The following is an 18693-nucleotide window of genomic DNA, read 5'->3' on the forward strand; positions in this document are numbered from 1 at the left end:
GCTCAGACGTCGATGCGGGACATACGGCGGATGAGGACGAACCCGACGGCGTAAAGGGCGAACGCGATGATGACCGCCCCCTGGCCGAGCGGGGATCCGGTCATACGGTCCAGGGCGCCGTCCTTGACCCCGTTCATCAGGAACAACGAGCCGACGCCCAGGGCGGGAACGGCGTACGACGTCATGCTCACCTGGGAGAGCTGGGTGCGGATCTCACGTCGCGTCTCCTTGCGTTCCTCGAGCGTCTCGGTCAGGTTGCGCAGGGCCCCCACCACCTGCCCGCCGGCCCGGTTCGACAGCACCAGCGTCGTCACCAGCACGACCAGCTCCCGCGACGGCAGCCGCTCCGCCAGCTCCCCCAACGCGTCGTCCAAGGACTGGCCGATCGCCAACTGGTCGGCCACCTTCGCCAGTTCCTCCCCCGCCGGCGCCTCCAGCTCCTCCGCCGCCATGCTGATGGCCGTGCGCAGGGCGAGGCCGGCGTGGGTGGCGTTGGCGAGGATGCGGGCCAGTTCGGGGAGTTGGTTGATGAAGCGTTCGATGCGTTTCTGGCGTTGCCAGTTGAGGAACTGGACGGCCGCCCAGACGCCGAGGAGGCCGGCCAGGGGGCCGAAGAAGGGGGCCAGGGTGGCCTGGCCGATCAGCCACAGGGCGGCGACCGTCGCCAGCATGTAGGCGAAGAACTCGCCCGGTGTCACGTCCAGGCCCGTCGCCGTCAGCTTCAGTTCGAGTCTGCGGCCGAGGTTCGTACGGCGCAGGCGGCGGTCGAGGGTGCGGAAGCGGCGCCGGCGCCCGGTGAGGACGGGTTGGCCGGTGGCGGAGAGCCGGTCGACGAGGGCCGCCCGCTGGGCGCGGCCGCGCGCGTAGGTGTGCAGGCCCGCGACGGCCAGCACGCAGGTCAGCAGGGCCACGCCGGTGGTGAGGGTGATCAGGTTCTGGAGATCCATGGGGGTGTCCTGCCTGTCCTGTCTTCCGTCTGTTCCGCTTTTCCGTGCGTTTCGCTTTTCCGTCTGTCCTGGCTGTTCTGTCTGTCCTGGGTGTCCTGGGTGTCCTGGGTGTCCTGGGTGTCCTGGGTGTCCTGGCCGCGAGGGTCTACCTGGCTTCCCGGGTGGTCAGGTCGTCGAGTGTGCGGGCCACTCCGAAGGCCTGGGGGATGGGCTGGCTCGCCATGTGGAGGCGGTCGGCGGTGCGGCGTGGGAGCGGGAAGTACTGGAAGGCGCCGTGGATACGGCCGTCCGCCGCCATCGGCTGGGCGTCGAAGCGGGCGATGGTCGCGAGGCGGTACGGCTCTCCGCCGTGGCTGTCGAGCAACGCGATCTCCGTCACCCGCCGCACCCCGTCCGCGAAGCGGGTGAGCTGGATGATGACGTCCACCGCGCTGTTGATCTGGTCGTGGAGGGCGACGAAGGGGATCTCCACGTCCGACATCGACGCCAGGGTCTGCAGGCGCATCAACGCGTCCTCGGCGCTGTTCGCGTGGACCGTGGCCAGGGAGCCGTCGTGGCCCGTCGACATCGCCTGGAGCATGTCGAGCGACTCCCCGCCCCGGACCTCACCGACCACGATCCGGTCCGGGCGCATGCGCAGCGAGTTGCGGACCAGGTCGCGGATGGTGATGCGGCCCTTGCCCTCCACGTTCGGGGGGCGGGACTCCAGGCGGATCACATGCGACTGCTGGAGCTGGAGTTCCGCCGAGTCCTCGATGGTGATGATGCGTTCGCCCTCCGGGATCAGGCCCGACAGAGCGTTCAGGAGGGTCGTCTTCCCGGTGCCCGTCGCGCCCGAGACGATCACGTTGAACTTCGCCTGCACCAGGCCCGCCAGCAGGTACACCATGTGCTCGTCGAGCGAGCCGAAGCCGATCAGCTCGTGGAGGGTGAAGGAGCGGGGGAAGCGGCGGATGGTGAGGATGGGGCCGGTCAGGGACAGGGGCGGGATGATGACGTTGACGCGTTCGCCCGAGGGCAGTCGCGCGTCGACCATCGGGTTGGTCTCGTCCACGCGGCGGTTGACCGTGGAGACGATGCGTTCGATCGTCTGCATCAGCTGGTCGTTGGAGGCGAAGCGGATCGGGAGCTGTTCCACGCGGCCCGCCCGTTCGACGAAGATCGCGTCGGGGCCGTTCACCATGATCTCCGTGATGGAGGCGTCCTCGAGGAGCGGTTCCAGGATGCCGAGGCCTAGGGCCTCGTCGACCACCCTGCGGATCAGCTGGGAGCGCTCCACGGTCGACAGCACCGGGCCCTCGCGGCTGATGATGTGCCCCAGCACCCGTTCCAGGCGGGCCCGGCGCTCGGCCGCCGCCAGCGAACTCATCTCCGCGAGGTCGATCTCCTCCAGCAGCTTGGCGCGATAGGAGGCGACCAGGTGGCCGTCCTCGCCCCGGCTGCCGTTCTCTTCGGGTGAGTTGATGCGTGACCGCAGGCTCATGGGCGCTTCCTCAGTGGTCTAACGGCATGGTGGCGGTCTTCTGGGCGTCTCCGAAGTCCCAGCCGGGGACGATCTGCGGGATCGCGATGCTGGCGGTGACCGTGACCTCGTCGGCGCCCCACGCGGCGGAGCACTGCGTCTGGTCGGCCAGCCATCCGCTGACCGCGTTCTGGCAGCCCTCCTGGGCGTCCTCGTCGATCGAGGCGGCGCGTGCCCCCGCCCGGGCCGCCGTCCCCGCCTGCTGGGCGGTGTACGCGATGAGACCGATCTGCGCGCCCGCCAGCGCGACGAGGATCAGGAGCGGGACGAACCCGAGGTACTCCAGGGCGACCTGGCCCCGGTCGCGGCCCCTGCCGTCGTACGGCATCAGTCCTTCACCTCCTCGACGGCACCCGCGTGGCCCTCGACCTCGAAGGGGAAGCCGATGGAGCCGGGGAAGAGCACGGGGACCTGGAGCCTGACGTCGGCCGTGACGTAACCGCCCGCCGTGCCGCACTCGACCTGGCCGTCCCACGCGTCCGGCAGCTTGTCCAGACCCGCCTGTACGCACGCCCCCTGCCGCTCCCCCGCCGGAACCGCCGTCGCCGCCCGCACCGCCTCGTCGGCAGCGTTCCCCGCGAGCGTGTACGTGTATCCCAGCAGCACGAACTGCCACATCAGCACCAAGGTCAGGATGATCAGCGGGGTCATGCCGAGGAACTCGATGGTGACCTGGCCCCGGTCCCGGGCGCCGCGCACGCCTCTCGGCCGCGCTCCGCGTACGGCTGGTGAAGGCACTGTCAGTCCCTCCTCCGCCGGAATCCGGCCGGGCCCCGGTCGCCGCCCCGTGCGCGGCCGCCCCGGCGTTCCGCGCCCTCCGGTGCCTTCACCAGGCCCAGCTCGCCGGCGAGCGCCCACATCGCCTGACGGACGGTGCCCTTGCCGTCGAGGGCGTGGACCCGGCCGGCGTCGACCGCGGCCTGGAGTTCCTTGAAGTTGGCGGGGATCGCGGTCGTGGCGATGGCGGTGCCGGCGATCTTCTGGATGAGCGCGGGCTGGATCTCGGAGACGCGGCTGTTGCGGTTGACGACGACCGTGGTCTCCTCGGCCTTGCGGATCTGGAGGCGGTCCCACATGCGGACGGTGCGTTTGGCGCCGCGGACGGCGACGACGTCGGGGGTGGTCACCAGCAGGGCGGTGTCCGCCATCTCCACCGCCGCCGCGCCGGCGCCGCCGAGCTGGGCGCCGCAGTCGACGACGACGACCTCGTAGCGGGAGCGCAGGGCGCTGACGATCTGCCGGGCGGCGCGGTCGGTGACCTCCTCGCCGCGTTCGCCCTCGCCGGGGGCGAGGAGGAGGGCCACGCCGGTGTCGTGGCGGAAGACGGCCTCGGCGAGGATGCGGGGCGAGATGTCGGCGATGGCGGCGAGGTCGACGACCGAGCGGCGGAACTGGACGTCCAGGTAGGAGGCGATGTCACCGGCCTGGAGGTCCATGTCGACCAGGGCGGTGGGGCGACCGGACGCCTGGGCGGCGAGGGCGAGCTGGACGGCCGTGAGGGTGGCGCCGACGCCTCCCTTGGCGCCGCTGACGGTGACGACGGTGCCGCCGACGCCGGTGAACACGTCGCCGCCGTGGCCGAGATGGCGTCGTACGCCGACCGACCACTGGGCGACCGCCTGGACGCGGCTGGCCAGCTCCTCGTAGTTGAGGGGCAGGGCGACCAGGCCGCGGGCGCCGGAGTCCATGGCGGCGGAGAAGAGGCCGGGGCTCGCGTCGGTGGTGAGGAGGATGACGCCGACGGCCGGGAAGCGCAGCGCGACCTCGCGGACCAGCTCCAGCGCCGGTACGGGCCCGATGCGTTCGTGGACGATCACGACCTCGGGCAGTTCGTCGACCGACTCGGCGGCGAGGCGTGCGAGGGTGTCGACGAGCTGGGTGGAGTCGGCGACGGGGGTGACCGGTTCGGCGTCGGGGAGCTGGCTGAGCAAGGTGGTGAGGGAGCGGACCGCGTCCGCGTCGCCGACGGCCGGGAGGATCCTCGTGGGCATGGCGGGCGGCCTCTCACTTGTCCGTGGCGAGTTCGTACGTACGGTCCTGGTCGGGGACCGTGGTGGGGGTGCCGGGCGCCACCAGGGCGAGGCGGACGCGCTTGGCGAACGACTCGGCGTAGGTGATGCGCTGGGCGTCGAGGGTGGACAGCGCGAAGGTGATGGGGACCGCGTCGGTGGGCTCCCGGCCGCGGTCGTCGGCGTCGGGTTTGAGGGCGGTCAGCTCGCCGACGTCGAGGACGCGGGCGTTGGTGACGATGATCTTCGACTGGTCGGGGTCGCCTTCCTTCACGCCCTCGAAGGTGGCGTAGACGTTGACCGAGGAGCCCGGGGTGATCTTGCCTGCGACGCCGGTCGCCGCGTCGACCATGATGGCGACCTCCTGCTGGCCCGGCTGGAGGGCCGGCTGGTCGACGATCATGTCGCTCTGCAGCAGCGACCCCTCCTTGAGGGTCGTCACGGCGATCTTGCCGCGGATGGCGGCGAGATCGGTCACCGCGTTCTCGGAGAGCCAGCGCTCGGGCATCTCGATCTTCTCGAACTGGGCCGTGGTGAGCGGGGTGTACGGCGCGACGTCGGCCTTCAGCCGGTACGCGGCGACCTCGGGGCCGACCTTGGACTCCACGTCGTCGATGACGGAGAGGACGCCGGCGAAGGCGCCGAGGGCGCACAGAACCGACAGGAGCAGGAGGATCACGCCGCGGCGCTGACGGGAGTTCATGAGAACCGTGCAACCTCGTTGGGGGTCGGGGCGGGCGGACGGAAGCGGGCGGGGCGGTGGGCCTGTTCAGCCGCCGGTGGTCAGCGCGCGGCTGTGGCGGCCGCCCCCGGTGAGCGCGGGGCGGGTGGTCTCGTGGGCGGGCGGCGGGGTGGCGGAGCAGAACACGCAGCGGTCGCCGATGACGTCGATGCCGCACCAGTGGCAGACGGTCTGGCGTACGGAGGTGACCAGTTGGTAGAGGACCGACAGGTCGGGCAGGTAGGCGCAGAACTCGATGAGCTTGCCGGTTCCCCACCAGTCGGCGGACTCGGCGGGCAGGTCCGTCTCGCGCAGGCCCTGGGCCTTCCAGGCGGGGGCGAGGGTGGCGGTGACCCAGTCGGACTGGAGCTGCCCTTTGGCGACCAGCATCCAAGTGCCGAACTCGGGGCCCGGCAGGGTGGTGTCGGGGGCGGCCTTCACCAGGTGGGGCTGCGGATGGGCGAGTACGCCGAACTGACTGCCCGGCACCCATGACCTGGCGTGCGACTTCAGGCCTACGGGGACCCGGTCGAGACGGGCGACGGAGGCGAGGAGCGCGCCCGTGTGGATGTAGTGGGTGAGGAGCCGGCCGGCCGAGGCGAGGACGCCGGGGCTGAGGTCGCAGGAGGCGAGCTGGCGTAACTGGCGGGCCAGGACGGCGACTCCGAGCGGGGGTAACTCGGGGCGGAACAACGCGATGCGGTCGCTCTCCAGGAGGGAGCGGATGGTGTGCAGCCGGTGTTCGACGGCCGCGGGGACGGCCCGCGAGTACACGACGACCACGTGCCCGTGCTGCTCGATCAGCGTCTGGACGGCGGTGACGGCCTGGTCGAGGGGCCGGCGGTCCAGGCCGTCGAGGACGGCGGCGGGCAGGGTCCGCTCGTCCTGCGGCGGCAGCGCCAGATCGGCGCCGGTCACGGCAACGGCAGTTGGCACGCGCAGCTCCCCGATTCCCGCGGTCCGGCCCACCGGCGTTACTCCGGTGCACCGAGGTGACTTCATTGCGTGACTACCTCAGCACTGTATCCACGCCCCTGTGGCCGGAGAACCACTTTCCGTGGCTGAGCAACAACTCCTCTACGCTCAAGTCAGCCCAAACCAGGGCAGGTTACGCACACAGGGCCTCCACAAGCGGATACCTTGACAACACAATTGGTCTGGACCAACTTGTTGTCATGTCCCCACACAAACGATGGATACGGCTCTGGTCGGGAGCGGCGGCCGCCGCCCTCACCCTGTCCCTGGCGGGCGCGGCTCAGGCGTCCGCCGCGGACCTCAACAACGCGAAGAACGCCGGCTTCGAGTCCGGCCTGACCAACTGGACCTGCTCGGCGTCGAGCGGTACGACGGTCCCCTCCCCCGTGCACGGCGGCACGGCCGCGCTGAAGGCGACGCCGGCCGGCCAGGACAACGCCAGATGCGCCCAGACGGTGGCCGTCAGGCCCAACTCGACGTACACGCTGAGCGCATGGGTCCAGGGCGGCTACACCTACCTGGGCGTGACCGGCACGGGCACGACGGACGTGTCGACGTGGACGCCCGACTCGTCCTCCTGGAAACAGCTGTCGACGAGCTTCACCACAGGCTCCTCGACGACATCGGTGACCGTGTACACCCACGGCTGGTACGGCCAGGCCGCGTACTACGCCGACGACGTCTCGGTGTACGGCCCGGACGGCGGCTCAGGCGGCGACCCGGACCCGACGATCCCGTCCGCGCCGACGGGCCTGGCGGTCTCCGGGACGACCTCCTCCTCGGTCTCCCTCTCCTGGAACGCCGCCCCGACCGCGACGGGCTACACCGTCTACCGCGCCGGTACGAAGGTGACGGCGGTGACCGGCACCTCCGCCACGGTGACCGGGCTCGCGGCGTCGACGTCGTACTCCTTCCAGGTCACGGCGACGAACGCGGCGGGCGAGTCGCCGAGGTCGGCGGCGGTGACGGCGACGACGGCGCCCACGGGTGGCGGCGGGGGCACACTGCCCCGGCACGCCGTGACGGGTTACTGGCAGAACTTCAACAACGGCGCGACGGTGCAGCGCGTCTCGGACGTCTCCGCCCAGTACGACATCATCGCCGTGGCCTTCGCGGACGCGACGACCACACCGGGCGCGGTGACGTTCAACCTGGACTCCGCCGGCCTGAACGGCTACACGGTCGACCAGTTCAAGGCGGACGTCAAAGCCAAGCAGGCGGCCGGCAAGAAGGTCATCGTCTCGGTCGGCGGCGAGCGCGGCACGGTCACGGTGAACGACGCGGCCTCCGCGGCCAACTTCGCGAACTCCGTGTACGCGCTGATGCAGACGTACGGCTTCGACGGCGTCGACATCGACCTCGAGAACGGCCTCAACACGACGTACATGACACAGGCGCTGCGGGCGCTGTCGGCGAAGGCGGGCCCGTCGCTGATCCTCACGATGGCCCCGCAGACGATCGACATGCAGTCGACGTCGAACGCGTACTTCCAGACCGCGCTGAACGTGAAGGACATCCTGACCGTCGTCAACATGCAGTACTACAACAGCGGTTCCATGCTGGGCTGCGACGGCAAGGTCTACAGCCAGGGCTCGGTCGACTTCCTGACCGCCCTGGCCTGCATCCAACTGGAAGGCGGCCTGTCCCCGTCCCAGGTGGGCCTCGGCCTGCCGGCCTCGACGCGGGGCGCGGGCAGCGGATACGTCTCACCGACCGTCGTCAACAACGCCCTGGACTGCCTGACGAAGGGCACCGGCTGCGGTTCGTTCAAGCCGCCGCGGACGTACCCCGCTCTGCGGGGCGCCATGACGTGGTCGACGAACTGGGACGCGACGGCGGGCAACGCGTGGTCGAGCGCGGTGGGCCCGCACGTCCACGCGCTGCCGTGAGGCGTCGCGGGGTGTGAGTGGTCGACGCCTGGTTCCCAGCGGCCCCCGGGACCAGGCGTCGGCTTCCCGCCACGCCCGAGGGCGCGCGTCAGGCGGACAGTCGGGTTCAGCCGTCCAGCGGATGCAGGCACAAGGAAGTCGTGCCGTCCTTGCTGTACTTCAGGTCGGCGATGTAGTCGCCCTGCTCGCACTCCCCCGTCCCGGGGTCGGAGACCTGGTACTGCGCGTCCGACGAACCGCAGGGCACGGTCTTCAGGTCCTGGTCGCTCCAGGAACCGTCGTTGCGGGCGCACGAGCCGACGGTGAGCGGCTTCGTACTGCCGTCGCCCATCGTGAAGCCGATGATCATCAGCAGGGGGAGGGCGATGACGGCCAGGCCGAGCAGTACCAGGGGTACGAGGGCGATGATGCCTGCCGGGCGTTTCATGATGGGCTTGCCCGGGTCGAGCGGCGGCCGTCCGCCCCAGGTCGTGGGCTCGGGGAGGCGAAGGAGGGTGGACCGGGCGCCGAGGTTCAGCAGCAGGGTGATCGGGGTGATGATCACCGACAGCGGGCCCCACCAGCCCGCCAGCATCGTGCTCGCCTGCATCTCACGGAAGACGGCCAGCCCGCAGCTGCGGCAGAACGCGCCCTGCCGCCGCAGGGAGCGCATGACCACGATCATGCCCTGATGGCCTCGGACAGTCACCGACGCGGCGGGTGCGGCCCCGCATATCTGGCACGCCAGGGCGGGTGGGGCGCCCATCGGCGCGCCCATCTGTGCGCCCACCGGTGCGCCCATCGGCGCCGGGCCGCCCTGCGGGTAGGGGGCGGGCACAGGCGCCGGGCCGGGCTGGGGGTACGGGGTGGGTGCCGGGCCGGGCTGCGGGTACGGCGCGGGGGCTGGACCTGACTGGGGGTACGGCGTCGGCGCAGGCGGCGGGCCGGACTGCGGGTACGGCGTGGGCACTTGTGCCGGGTGACCGGCGGGAGGCTGGTAGGGGGGCGGTGGTGTGCTCACGAAGTCTCCGTCGGTGATCCAAAGCCGGTGCAGCACTCTATCCGGCCGGTCCCCTCGCGCTACCCCATCGGCCGGTAGTAGCCCAACACCCATGCCAACTGCGCGAACCAGCCCGGCAGCAGCCCTCGCGGCCTCGCGTCCACCACCGCCTCGTAGACCTGGCCGTCCAGGTGGACCACCGCCACCATCAGGGCCTTGCCGTTGGGGCTCGCCTTGTAGTGGACGCTGCGGATCTCCGGCCAGTCGAAGTCCGCCGACACGCCGTACATCTCGAAGGCGATGCCCGAGGCGTCGACGACGATCGAGTTGTTCTTGTCGACCGCCAGGAACTCGGGGGACGGAGGGGCGGGTTGGGGGGCGGTGGGGGCGTAGTGAGGTGTGGGGGCGTACTGGGGTGGGGGTGGGCCGAAGCCCGGGGGTGGTGGCTGGTGGGTCATCCGGGGGTCCTCGTGTGTCGGGGCGAAACGGAGTCTGTGCACATTCTTTCCGTCCTCGTTGAAACATTTCCCCCGCCCCGCCCCATCAATGGGGTGAGGACAGCGCAGTGCGGACGGACAACACGAACTGGGGGAGCACATGAGGCAGGCCCGCGCGGACGAGTACGCGGAGTTCGCTGCGGCGCGGACCGGGCAGTTGTACCGGTCCGCGTGCCTGCTCACCGCGGGAGACACGCACCTCGCCGAGGATCTGGTTCAGGAGACCCTCGGCAGGCTGTACCTCCGTTGGGGGCGTGTCTCCCGCGCCGACAACCCCGCCGGGTACGCGCAGACCGTCCTCACCCGCACGTTCCTCGCGCACCAGCGGCGACGCAGCAGCGGTGAGCGTGCCGTGGACGTCGTCCCGGAGCGGGCCGACACCGCCGGCACGGACGTACCGCTGCGGCTCACGTTGCTCCAGGCCCTCGCCCGGCTGCCCGCCAAGGACCGGGCCGTGCTCGTCCTGCGGTACTGGGAGGACCGGTCCATCGAGGAGACCGCGGGCGCCATGAACGCCAGCTCCGCCGCCGTACGGACGCGTTGCGTACGGGCCCTCGGACGGCTGCGGGAGCTGCTGGGCGAGGACATCGACGAGTACGCCCGCCCCTGAGATCCGCTGGATCCGCTCGATCCGCTGCCCCGGCTTCCTCTCACTCCCTGACTCCCCTCGTTCCCCTCGTCCCCTCGACTTCTTTCGTTTCGAGCCGAACACGGTGGTGTGCCATGCCCGTTGACCAGCACGACCCCTTCGAGGACCGCCTCTCCGCCGCCCTGCGCCAGGCCGGCGGCACCTTCGACACCAACCGCGCCGCCCTCGCCGCCGCCGACCAGGCGCACGGGCGCCGGCTGCGGCTGCGGCGGCTCGCCGTCGCGGGGAGCGCGGCGAGCCTCGTCCTCGTGGGGGTGGGCGGGGCGCTGCTGATGCCGTCGGACGGGAGCGCCTCGGAGGAGACCTCCTCCGTCGCCACGGACGGGACCGCCAAGCGGGCGTCCTTCTCCGCCGACGACGTGATCAGGACGCTCGAGAAGCTGCTTCCCAAGGGGAAGTTCCACAGTCAGGAGGGGCGGGGCACGCACAGCGACCTGCCGCCGTACGCGAACGTCGTGTACGACGACGGCAAGGGTGCCGCCGCCGTCTCGGTGATCCTGGAACGGATCGACCTGAGCGCCGTGACGGGCGACAACGGCTTCGATCCGGCCAGGCTCGTGATGCCGTGCCCGAAGAAGGAGGCGGGCGCGCAGTCCGCGTTCGACAGCTGCGAGACCGAGAAACTGCCCGACGGGTCCGTCGTCACGGTCTTCCAGGGCTACGAGTACCCCGACCGCCGCGAGGAGACCAAGGCGTGGGGCGCGGACCTGGTCACGCCGGACGGGCAGCGCGTCGGGGTGAGCGAGTGGAACGCCCCCGCCGAGAAGGGGCAGCCGGTCAGTCGTCCTGAACCGCCTTTGAACCCCGCTCAGTTGAAGGCTCTGGCCGCCGCGACGGAGTGGCGGACGATCATCGACACCCTGCCCGAGCAGAGCCGCATGCCGACGCCTTCGACGACCCGGACGTCCGCCGCTCCCCGGGCCGCCTCCGGCAGGGTGGTCGAGCGGGTGCTCGCCACCTCGCTGCCCGCCGGCCTGAAGGTCGTCTCGCGCGGCCACCAGGAGACGGAGTACGCGTATCTCGTCGTGGACGACGGCAGGGGGAAGAGCCTCGTGGAGGTCAACGTGCAGCCGAACATGGCCGATGTCGCCGACCAGCTCTACGGCTCCGGCTCCGAGACCCTCCCCGACGGCACCCGCGTCGCGACGCACCAGAAGCCGGGCGAGAAGGGCGGTGAGGGGGTCGTGATGTGGACCGTCGACACGCTGCGCAAGGACGGCAAGCGTGTGGTGATCAGCGCCTTCAACTCGGGCAGCCAGGAGACGGCCGCGACCCGGCCCGAACCCGCCCTCACCATCGCCCAGTTGCGCGAGATCGCCCTCAGCCCGACGTGGCTGAGGGTGGGCTGACGGACGGTGCCCGGTGACCGACCGACCCTCAGCGGCGGGCCAGCAGGTCGAGGATCTCCTTCGTCGTGCCGGGCTCGCCGATCAGCGGGAAGAGGTACGAGACGCTGTGCCGGTGGGCGTCCTCGTCGATGTCGGTCATCGCGTCGACCGCGAACGTGACGTGGTAGCCGTGCTCGTGGGCGGCTCGGGCGGTCGACTCGACGCCGAGGCTGGTCGCGATGCCCCCGAGCACGATCTGCGTGACGCCCCGGCGACGCAGGTGCAGGTCGAGGTCGGTGCCGTGGAAGGCGCCCCACGTCCGCTTGGTGACCAGGACGTCCCCGTCGTGGCCGGTGAGCGGCTTGACGACGGGCCCCAGGTCGTACGGGCGGGAGCGGCCGCCGGCCAGGCGGGCGGCCTCGCTGCGGCCGGGTGCCGCGTCGGCGCCGTCCGACGAGGTGGCCATGCGCACCAGCACCACGGGGGCGCCGGCGGCACGGAAGGCGTCGGCCAGTTCGGCGGCGCGGGCCACCACGTCGGCGGCCGGGTAGAGCCGGGTGGGAGCGGCGAGCGTGCCGGCCTGGAGATCGATCAGCACGAGCGCGGTCCTGTCGTCCAGCACGGTCACGGCCACGGCGCGAGCACCTCTCCGAGCGGCTCTCCTGGGGGAGCAGCACCCTAGGAGAGGTACTTGCCAAAATCAATTCCTTGCGCGACTCAAGCTTCCTGCCCTGCGGTGCCCTCAGCGACCTGGGGGCTCCGGGGCCGAGGGAATCCGGGACTCAGAAGAACTCCGACCACGGCTGGTCCCAGACCTGCTTCACGCACAGCACCAGGAACAGCAGCCCCGCAGCCGCGAGCATCCCGTTGCTCACCCATCCGTTGCGCCACTCCCTCGGCGTGCGCTCGGAGTTGAGGAGCCAGATCAGGGTCACCGCGAGGAACGGCAGGAAGGCCGCGCCCAGCACGCCGTAGAGGATGATCAGGCGGAAGGGCTGGCCCTGGAAGAGCAGGACGATCGGCGGGAAGGTCAGCCAGAGCAGGTAGGCGCGGAAGGGCCAGGAGCGCTCGCGTGCGCCGGAGGCGACCTCCTCGCCGGTGGTCTCGTCTCGGCTGCGATAGCGGGCGACGAAGTCCGCGAACATCAGGCTCACGCCGTGCCAGACGCCGATCAGGGAGGTGTAGGAGGTGGCGAAGAAGCCGATGAGGAAGAACTTGGCGGTGGCGCTGCCGTACTCGGCCTCCAGGATGTCTCCGAGCTGGACGAGGCCCTTGTCGCCGCCGGCGATGGCCACGTTCGCCGAGTGCAGCAGCTCCGCGCCGACGAAGAGCATCGCGATGACGAAGATGCCGGTGGTGGCGTAGGCGACGCGGTTGTCCAGGCGCATCACCTTCATCCAGCCGGTGTTGGTCCAGCCCTTGGCGTTCACCCAGTACCCGTAGGCCGCGAGGGTGATGGTGCCGCCGACGCCGCCGATCAGGCCGAGGGTGTTGAGGATCGAGTCCTTCTCGTCGGGGAGGACGGGCAGGAGGCCGGCGAAGGCGTCCGGGAGGTTCGGGGTGACCCGGATCGCCAGGTACACCGTCACCGCGAACATGACGCCCACCAGGACCGTCATGACCTTCTCGAAGACCTCGTACTTGTTGAACCAGACGAAGACGAGGCCGGCCACCCCGCAGGCGACGGCCCACCACTTGAGGTCCATCACGTCGGGGAACAGCGCCTGGAGGGGCAGCGCGCTGGACGACATCGCCGCGGCGCCGTAGACGAAGCCCCAGATCACGGCGTAGACGACGAAGAAGTACGTGGTCCAGCGGCCCAGGCTCGCCCAGCCGTCGAACAGGGTGCGGCCGGTGGACAGGTGCCAGCGGCCGGCCGCCTCCGCGAGGGAGATCTTCACCAGGCAGCCGAGGATCGCCGCCCACAGCAGCGTGTAGCCGAAGTTGCTGCCGGCGATGAGGGTGGCGACCAGGTCGCCGGCGCCGACGCCGGTCGCGGCGACGACGATGCCAGGGCCGATGTAGCGCCAACTGGACTTGTGGGGGGAGGAGTTGTCGCTGCCGGATGATGCCTCGGTGTCCGTGGGGTTTCCCGTGGTTTCCGCCATGAAGGTCAAGAAAGCCCAAAGGAGCCGGTCCGGCAAGAGGGCCCGCGCGTTCTCCACCCGATGTGCTCATGTACTGGTCGAACACCCTGCTACGGGCGGAGGAGCGGGCCCCGGCTGCCGGGCGGGCCGTCGGGGCCCGGGCCGCGGTTGCGGGCGTACGCCGACCGGGCTCCCGAACCGCCGTGCTTCCTACGGCTGTCGCGGACCACAGCCTTCGCATCCGCACGTGTCGAGCTCGAACCACACGGTCTTGCCCGACGCGTCCTGGTGGCAGCCCCAGCGCCGGGCGAGCGCGTCGACCAGGAATATCCCGCGGCCGCTCTCCGCGCAGCCCGCCTGGAGGACCTGCGGGGTGCGGCGGCCGGTGTCGGTCACCTCGCAGCGCAGGAGGCCGTGCGCTGCGGACAGCGTGAGGCGGAAGTGGCTCGCGGAGTGGAGCAGGGCGTTGGTGGCCAGCTCGCTGACGAGCAGGACGGCCGTGTCCGCCAGATCGCCCTGGTCGGCCAGCCCCCACCCCTCCAGCTGCCGGCGCACTTCGGCGCGGGCCTCGCCGACCGCGGACGGCCGGGGGTCGTACCCGACGCTCAGGTGGCCCGCCCCGAGGGGCGGTTGAAGACAGGCGCCGTACGGAGGGTCGGGGTCCGAAAGGCGCCCCCCGGAGAGTTCCAGCATGACTTCAGGGTGACCGCCCGGTACTCCCCGTACACGGGGAGGACTACCCGATTCCGTACCTGTAGGTACCCGGGATACCTGCCGGGTCTACGGGTCATTCGTACTGGAGACGTACGGACGTACCTCCGCCCTGGGCGTCGCGGAGGTCGACGTACGCGCAGACCTGGCGGGCGAACCACAGGCCCTGGCCGGGCTCCGGTCCGGGGCCGGGCGGTGGGACGAAGCCGGCGAGGGGGTCGTCGACGCGGTCGGCCAGGGTGAGTTCGCAGACGCAGCCGGGGGCCTCGCCCCACAGCAGGGCGCCGGTGACCCGGCCCAGGGAGGCCGCCTCGGTGACGGCCGCCGCGAACAGCTCGGCGTCGGCGGCGCCCAGTCCGCGCCCGGCCGCCCAGACGCGCACGGTGTCCGGCCCGGGCTCCCCGGTGAGCTGTCGCGCGTCCGCCGGGGGCGGGGGCAGCGGTACGGCGTCCAGCTCGGCCGCGAGCCGCACCGGGTCCTCGTACACCCCGGTGTCGGGGTGGGCCCGGCGGGCGGCGGCGACGAGGACGGAGCCGGCGGTGCGGGTGTCGTAGACGCACAGGGCGGTGGTGGCCGTGGGGGCGAAGAGGAGGTTCGCGAGGGCCTCGTAGCGGATCCATTCGGCGCTCTCACGCGGCGAGCGTCCGGCCCGGCCGTTCCACACCGGCTCCATGAGGAGGTGGATACGGCCGCCCGGGCCGGCGTGCGCGGCCAGGTGACCGGCGGCCCGGGCGACGGCGTTGGCGGCGGAGCCGGTGTACCAGTCGGTGTGCGGGACGAGGCCGACCTCCTTGGCGTCGCCGCCGAGGGCGTCGCGCAGGAGGTCCAGTTTGGCGGGGGCGGCGATGGCCACGGGCGGCGGCTCGTCGGGGGCCGCGAGTCCTTCGGCGAGGAAGGGCAGGGCAGCGGCCAGGAAGGCCTCGTCCGTGGCGGGGGCGGCCATGCGATGGTCGAACGCGCCTGGGGTGTGGGCGGGTTGAGCGGTCATTGGTCCCCCATCTGTGGTGTGCGTGTCGGGTGCGCGGTGATGTGTTTGTGGTTGCGTGTACGGGTCGTACGGTTCAGGGGTCGTACGGGTCGTACGGGTCGTACGGGTCATACGGGTCGTACGGGGACGAGTGGTGCGTGGGCGGGTCCCGCGTGGGCGGGTCCGCGTCGGCGGGCGTGCGTGGGCGGGTCCTGCGGGGTGTCACCGTTGGGCTGTCACCCAGGCGGCGATCTGACTGCGGTTGCTGAAGCCGAGCTTGCTGAGGATGCGTTCGACGTGGCCCTCGGCGGTACGGCGGGAGATCACCAGGCGGTCGGCGATCTGCTGGTTGGCGAGGCCCTCGGCGACGAGTTCGGCGACCTGGGCCTCGCGGCGGGTGAGGCGGACGGCGTCCGGTGGTCCGGCCATGAACGAGCTGCGCGGTGGGGGGCTGCCGGCCGGTGCGTGCGGGGCGGACGGCGGGCTCGCGGACGGCCCGTGCGGCGAGGACGGGAGGCTCGCGGCCGTGCCGTGCGGCGGGGGCGGGGAGCCGGCGGCCGGTCCGTGCGGCGGGTGCGCGCGGCCGGGGGCCGTGGGCGCGTCGGCCGGGCTGTGCGTCGCGGACGCCGGGCGCGGGTCCGGCTCGCGCGAGGGAGATGCCGGGCAGCGGGGTAAGGCCTTGTCGCTCAGGGCGTGGGCGACGAGGTCCGTGAGGGCGAGCGCGGCGCCGCGGTCGTAGGCCCGGCGGAAGGCGGTGCGGCCCAGGGCGCGGCGGGCCCGTTCCTCGCTGCCGCGGCGGGTGGAGTTGAGGGCCGCCGAGCCCCAGCGGCTGCGGTCGATGTCGGCCCAGGCGCGGTCGGCGCCGCCGAGGAGGAGGGCCGCGTGGTCGTGGGCGCCGCGCTCGGCGGCGATCCGGGCCAGCAGGTCGAGGGTGAGGCCCATGCCGAGGACGTCGTGCACCGCGAGTTTCAGGCGCAGCGCCTCCCGGCCGTGCCGCTCCGCCTGCCGCCAGTCGCCCTTGACGGTGTGCGCGAGGGCCAGCATCCGTTCGACGTACGACAGCACCCACCGCTCGCCGTGCTCGGCGCAGAGCCGGCGGGTCTCCTCGCAGACCGCGATCGCCTCGTCGGCGCGGCCCAGGAAGCACAGCGCGCAGGCGAGTTCGACGCGGTCGAGGCCGATGAGGCTGAGGTGCTGGCCGGGGACGCCGCCGCGGTCGACGCCGGCGCGGAAGTGGTCCAGGGCGCCGGTGAGGTCGTCGCTGAAGAGGCGGATGACGCCGACGACATACTCGGCGTGGGCCACCTCGGCCGCGTCGCCGAGGCGGTGGGCCAGGTCGCGGGCCTGTTCGGCGCGGCGGCGGCCGCGGGTGAGGTCCTCCGGGCAGCCGGCGAGGAGGGCCGCGACCCACAGGGCGCGGGCGCGTTCGCGGGTGGGCGCGGGGTTGGCCTCGAGGGCACGGTCGAGCCAGTAGCGGCCCTCGCGGGGGGCTCCGCAGGCGTGCCAGTGGAACCACAGGGTGCCGGCCAGGCGGAGGCCGGCGAGGGCCTCGCCGGGGGCGGTGAGGCTGAAGTCGAGCGCGGCACGGAGGTTGTCCTGATCGGCTCTCAGGCGGGCGACGATCTCGGGCTGGCCGGGGCCGAACCACTCCCGCTCGCAGGTGGCGGCCCGTTGTTGCATCCAGTCGCGGAGGCGGATGCGGGTGGCGCGTGCCTCGCCGGGGCGCGCCTTGAGCCGCTCCAGGCCGTAGTCCCGGAGGGTGTCGAGCATGCGGTAGCGGACGGTGCCGGCGGGGCCGGTCTCGCGGCTGAGGACGGACTTGTCGACCAGGCCGGCGACGGCTTCCAGGACGTCGTGCGGGTGCAGGGGCGGGGTGGGGTGCGCCCCCGCCGCCCTTTCCCGTCCCACCTCCAGGGGCTCCGCCTCTTCGACCCCGGCCAGGGGCTCCGCCCCTGCCACCCCGCCAGGGGGCTCCGCCCCCTGGACCCCCAGGCCTTCGCCCACCCACCGCCCGACTCGGTGGGCCGAGAGGTGGGCCTCGCAGCTCCCGGCCCGGTCGGCTGCGAAGCACGCCTCGCGGCTGTCGGCTCGGTCGGCCGAGAAGCGGGCCTCGCTCCCGACTCCGTCAGGCGAGAGGTGAGCCTCGTCGTTCCCGTTTCCTCGGGCGGCCGAGGAGCGGGCGTCGTGGCTCCCGACTCCGTCAGGCGAGAGGTGGGTCTCGGCACGGTCGGGCACGTCTTGGGGCAGCGAGGCGGGTCGTAAGTGGGCGAAGGGCGGGGGGCTGGGGGCGGAGCCCCCGGGGACGGGAAGGGCAGGGGCGGCGGGGGCGGGACACCGCCCGGGCCGCACGCCCGGCCCCTCGCCCGCGTCCCCGCACACCGCCTCCGCCGTCTCCAGGTCGAAGCTGCCCGGCAGGACCGACAGCCGGGCCCACACCGCCTGCTCGACCTCGTCGCACAGTTCGTGGCTCCAGTCGACCGCCGCCCGCAGGGTCTGGTGGCGGAGCGGGACCGTGGGGCTGCCGGAGGTGAGGAGGTGGTAGCGGTCGTCGAGGCGTTGGAGGAGCTGGTCGACGTCCAGGACCCGCATCCGGACGGCGGCCAGTTCGATGGCGAGCGGAAGGCCGTCGAGGCGGCGGCACAGGCGGGCGACGGCGGCACGGTTCGCGGCGGTGAGCCGGAAGCCGGGGACTACGGCGGCGGCGCGGTCGGCGAAGAGGGCGAGGGCCGGGTAGCCGTCGGCGGCGGAGAGGTCGCCGTCCGGGTCGGGGACGGGCAGGGGCCGTACGTCCAGGAGGTGTTCCTCGGTGAGGCCGAGCCGGTGGCGGCTGGTGGTGAGGAGACGGACGCCGGTGGTGCCGTGCAGCAGGGCGGCGGCGAGGTCGGCGCAGGCCCGCAGCAGGTGCTCGCAGTTGTCGACGACGAGGAGCAGTCGCCGGTCCCGGAGGCGTTCCGCCAGGGTGTCCAGCGCCGGCCGGTCGGAGTAGTCGTGCAGGCCGAGCGCGGCGGCGACGGTGAACGGGACGAGGGCCGGGTCGCGCAGGCCGGAGAGGTGGACGAAGCGCACGCCGTCGGGGAAGGCGCGGGCGACCCGTGCCGCGATCCGCCCGGCCAGGCGCGTCTTGCCCACGCCGCCGGGGCCGGTCAGGGTGACCAGCCGGGCCCTGGCCAACAGCTCGCGCCCTTCGGCCAGTTCACTCCGCCGGTCGACGAAGCTGGTCGTCTCCACCGGCAGGTGGCAGTCCCGTCTTGGCGCTGATCCGCCCATGATCAGCCAGTCCTCTGGGGGTGTGGTCGAGGCAGCCGGAGGGTGCGGCTCCTCTTGTTGTGCGGACCCTCAGCCTTCCCCGGGCCGTACATATATGCACGCCCGCCTCACACCCGTGGGTGAGCTTTGGCGAGGTCCGCGTCGC

18 protein-coding genes are annotated in these 18693 nt (G+C 72.2%); 3 read left to right on the forward strand and 15 right to left on the reverse strand.

Annotated features, from left to right (window positions below; genetic code table 11):
• Nucleotides 1-2: 2 nt before the first annotated feature.
• The 7 genes from ACPT94_RS06085 to ACPT94_RS06115 all read right to left on the reverse strand — a co-directional run bounded on the left by ACPT94_RS06085 (nucleotide 3) and on the right by ACPT94_RS06115 (nucleotide 6135).
• On the reverse strand, nucleotides 3-947 hold the full coding sequence (locus tag ACPT94_RS06085) for a type II secretion system F family protein (RefSeq protein ID WP_360348832.1): 945 nt from the start codon (nucleotides 945-947) through the stop codon (nucleotides 3-5).
• 145 nt (nucleotides 948-1092) lie between these two features.
• Nucleotides 1093-2430 carry a TadA family conjugal transfer-associated ATPase gene (locus ACPT94_RS06090; RefSeq protein ID WP_360348835.1) on the reverse strand — a complete coding sequence of 446 codons (1338 nt, stop codon included), beginning with the start codon at nucleotides 2428-2430 and terminating at the stop codon, nucleotides 1093-1095.
• A gap of 10 nt (nucleotides 2431-2440) precedes the next feature.
• On the reverse strand, nucleotides 2441-2797 hold the full coding sequence (locus ACPT94_RS06095; RefSeq protein WP_360348838.1) for a TadE/TadG family type IV pilus assembly protein: 357 nt from the start codon (nucleotides 2795-2797) through the stop codon (nucleotides 2441-2443).
• Nucleotides 2797-3120: a pilus assembly protein gene (locus ACPT94_RS06100; RefSeq protein WP_360348895.1), complete on the reverse strand. Its 324-nt coding sequence runs from the start codon at nucleotides 3118-3120 to the stop codon at nucleotides 2797-2799. The genes ACPT94_RS06095 and ACPT94_RS06100 overlap by 1 nt, the downstream gene beginning before the upstream one ends.
• A gap of 89 nt (nucleotides 3121-3209) precedes the next feature.
• Complete coding sequence (locus tag ACPT94_RS06105) at nucleotides 3210-4460, reverse strand: CpaE/TadZ family protein (RefSeq protein ID WP_360348841.1); 1251 nt, start codon at nucleotides 4458-4460, stop codon at nucleotides 3210-3212.
• 13 nt (nucleotides 4461-4473) lie between these two features.
• The gene (gene cpaB, locus ACPT94_RS06110) at nucleotides 4474-5181 is read right to left on the reverse strand and encodes a Flp pilus assembly protein CpaB (protein WP_360348844.1); all 708 of its coding nucleotides are present in this window, start codon (nucleotides 5179-5181) and stop codon (nucleotides 4474-4476) included.
• Nucleotides 5182-5247: 66 nt separating this feature from the next.
• Nucleotides 5248-6135 (reverse strand): hypothetical protein, encoded by an 888-nt coding sequence (locus tag ACPT94_RS06115; protein WP_360348847.1) that lies wholly within the window; start codon nucleotides 6133-6135, stop codon nucleotides 5248-5250.
• A 239-nt stretch (nucleotides 6136-6374) separates the two neighbouring features.
• Between ACPT94_RS06115 and ACPT94_RS06120 the strand changes: the two genes are divergently transcribed.
• Complete coding sequence (locus ACPT94_RS06120) at nucleotides 6375-8063, forward strand: chitinase (protein ID WP_425245283.1); 1689 nt, start codon at nucleotides 6375-6377, stop codon at nucleotides 8061-8063.
• 106 nt (nucleotides 8064-8169) lie between these two features.
• On the opposite strand, the gene ACPT94_RS06125 is transcribed toward ACPT94_RS06120, so the two are convergent.
• Both ACPT94_RS06125 and ACPT94_RS06130 read right to left on the reverse strand, forming a co-directional pair.
• Nucleotides 8170-8715 carry an LppU/SCO3897 family protein gene (locus ACPT94_RS06125; RefSeq protein ID WP_425245284.1) on the reverse strand — a complete coding sequence of 182 codons (546 nt, stop codon included), beginning with the start codon at nucleotides 8713-8715 and terminating at the stop codon, nucleotides 8170-8172.
• 407 nt (nucleotides 8716-9122) lie between these two features.
• Nucleotides 9123-9500 (reverse strand): hypothetical protein, encoded by a 378-nt coding sequence (locus ACPT94_RS06130; protein ID WP_360348856.1) that lies wholly within the window; start codon nucleotides 9498-9500, stop codon nucleotides 9123-9125.
• A gap of 139 nt (nucleotides 9501-9639) precedes the next feature.
• On the opposite strand from ACPT94_RS06130, the gene ACPT94_RS06135 reads away from it, so the two are divergent.
• Nucleotides 9640-10149 carry a SigE family RNA polymerase sigma factor gene (locus ACPT94_RS06135; RefSeq protein ID WP_360348859.1) on the forward strand — a complete coding sequence of 170 codons (510 nt, stop codon included), beginning with the start codon at nucleotides 9640-9642 and terminating at the stop codon, nucleotides 10147-10149.
• Between the two features lie 113 nt (nucleotides 10150-10262).
• Entirely contained in the window at nucleotides 10263-11537 is a 1275-nt protein-coding gene (locus ACPT94_RS06140; protein WP_425245285.1) for a hypothetical protein, read from the forward strand.
• A 28-nt stretch (nucleotides 11538-11565) separates the two neighbouring features.
• On the opposite strand, the gene ACPT94_RS06145 is transcribed toward ACPT94_RS06140, so the two are convergent.
• From ACPT94_RS06145 to ACPT94_RS06170, 6 genes are all read right to left on the reverse strand, one after another.
• The gene (locus ACPT94_RS06145; RefSeq protein WP_425245286.1) at nucleotides 11566-12150 is read right to left on the reverse strand and encodes an isochorismatase family protein; all 585 of its coding nucleotides are present in this window, start codon (nucleotides 12148-12150) and stop codon (nucleotides 11566-11568) included.
• A 148-nt stretch (nucleotides 12151-12298) separates the two neighbouring features.
• Entirely contained in the window at nucleotides 12299-13624 is a 1326-nt protein-coding gene (locus ACPT94_RS06150; protein ID WP_425245287.1) for an Nramp family divalent metal transporter, read from the reverse strand.
• A 189-nt stretch (nucleotides 13625-13813) separates the two neighbouring features.
• Nucleotides 13814-14296, reverse strand: a complete 483-nt coding sequence (locus tag ACPT94_RS06155; protein WP_360348871.1) for an ATP-binding protein — start codon at nucleotides 14294-14296, stop codon at nucleotides 13814-13816.
• Nucleotides 14297-14390: 94 nt separating this feature from the next.
• Complete coding sequence (locus ACPT94_RS06160) at nucleotides 14391-15302, reverse strand: anti-sigma factor RsbA family regulatory protein (protein WP_425245288.1); 912 nt, start codon at nucleotides 15300-15302, stop codon at nucleotides 14391-14393.
• A gap of 73 nt (nucleotides 15303-15375) precedes the next feature.
• Nucleotides 15376-15507 (reverse strand): hypothetical protein, encoded by a 132-nt coding sequence (locus ACPT94_RS06165; protein WP_425245289.1) that lies wholly within the window; start codon nucleotides 15505-15507, stop codon nucleotides 15376-15378.
• A complete protein-coding gene (locus tag ACPT94_RS06170; RefSeq protein ID WP_425245290.1) occupies nucleotides 15504-18548 on the reverse strand; it encodes a LuxR C-terminal-related transcriptional regulator in 3045 nt (1014 codons plus the stop codon). Before ACPT94_RS06170 ends, ACPT94_RS06165 begins: the two co-directional genes overlap by 4 nt.
• Between the last annotated feature and the right edge of the window lie 145 nt (nucleotides 18549-18693).

The organism is Streptomyces aurantiaciflavus, from assembly GCF_049808595.1.
Lineage (GTDB): Bacteria > Actinomycetota > Actinomycetes > Streptomycetales > Streptomycetaceae > Streptomyces.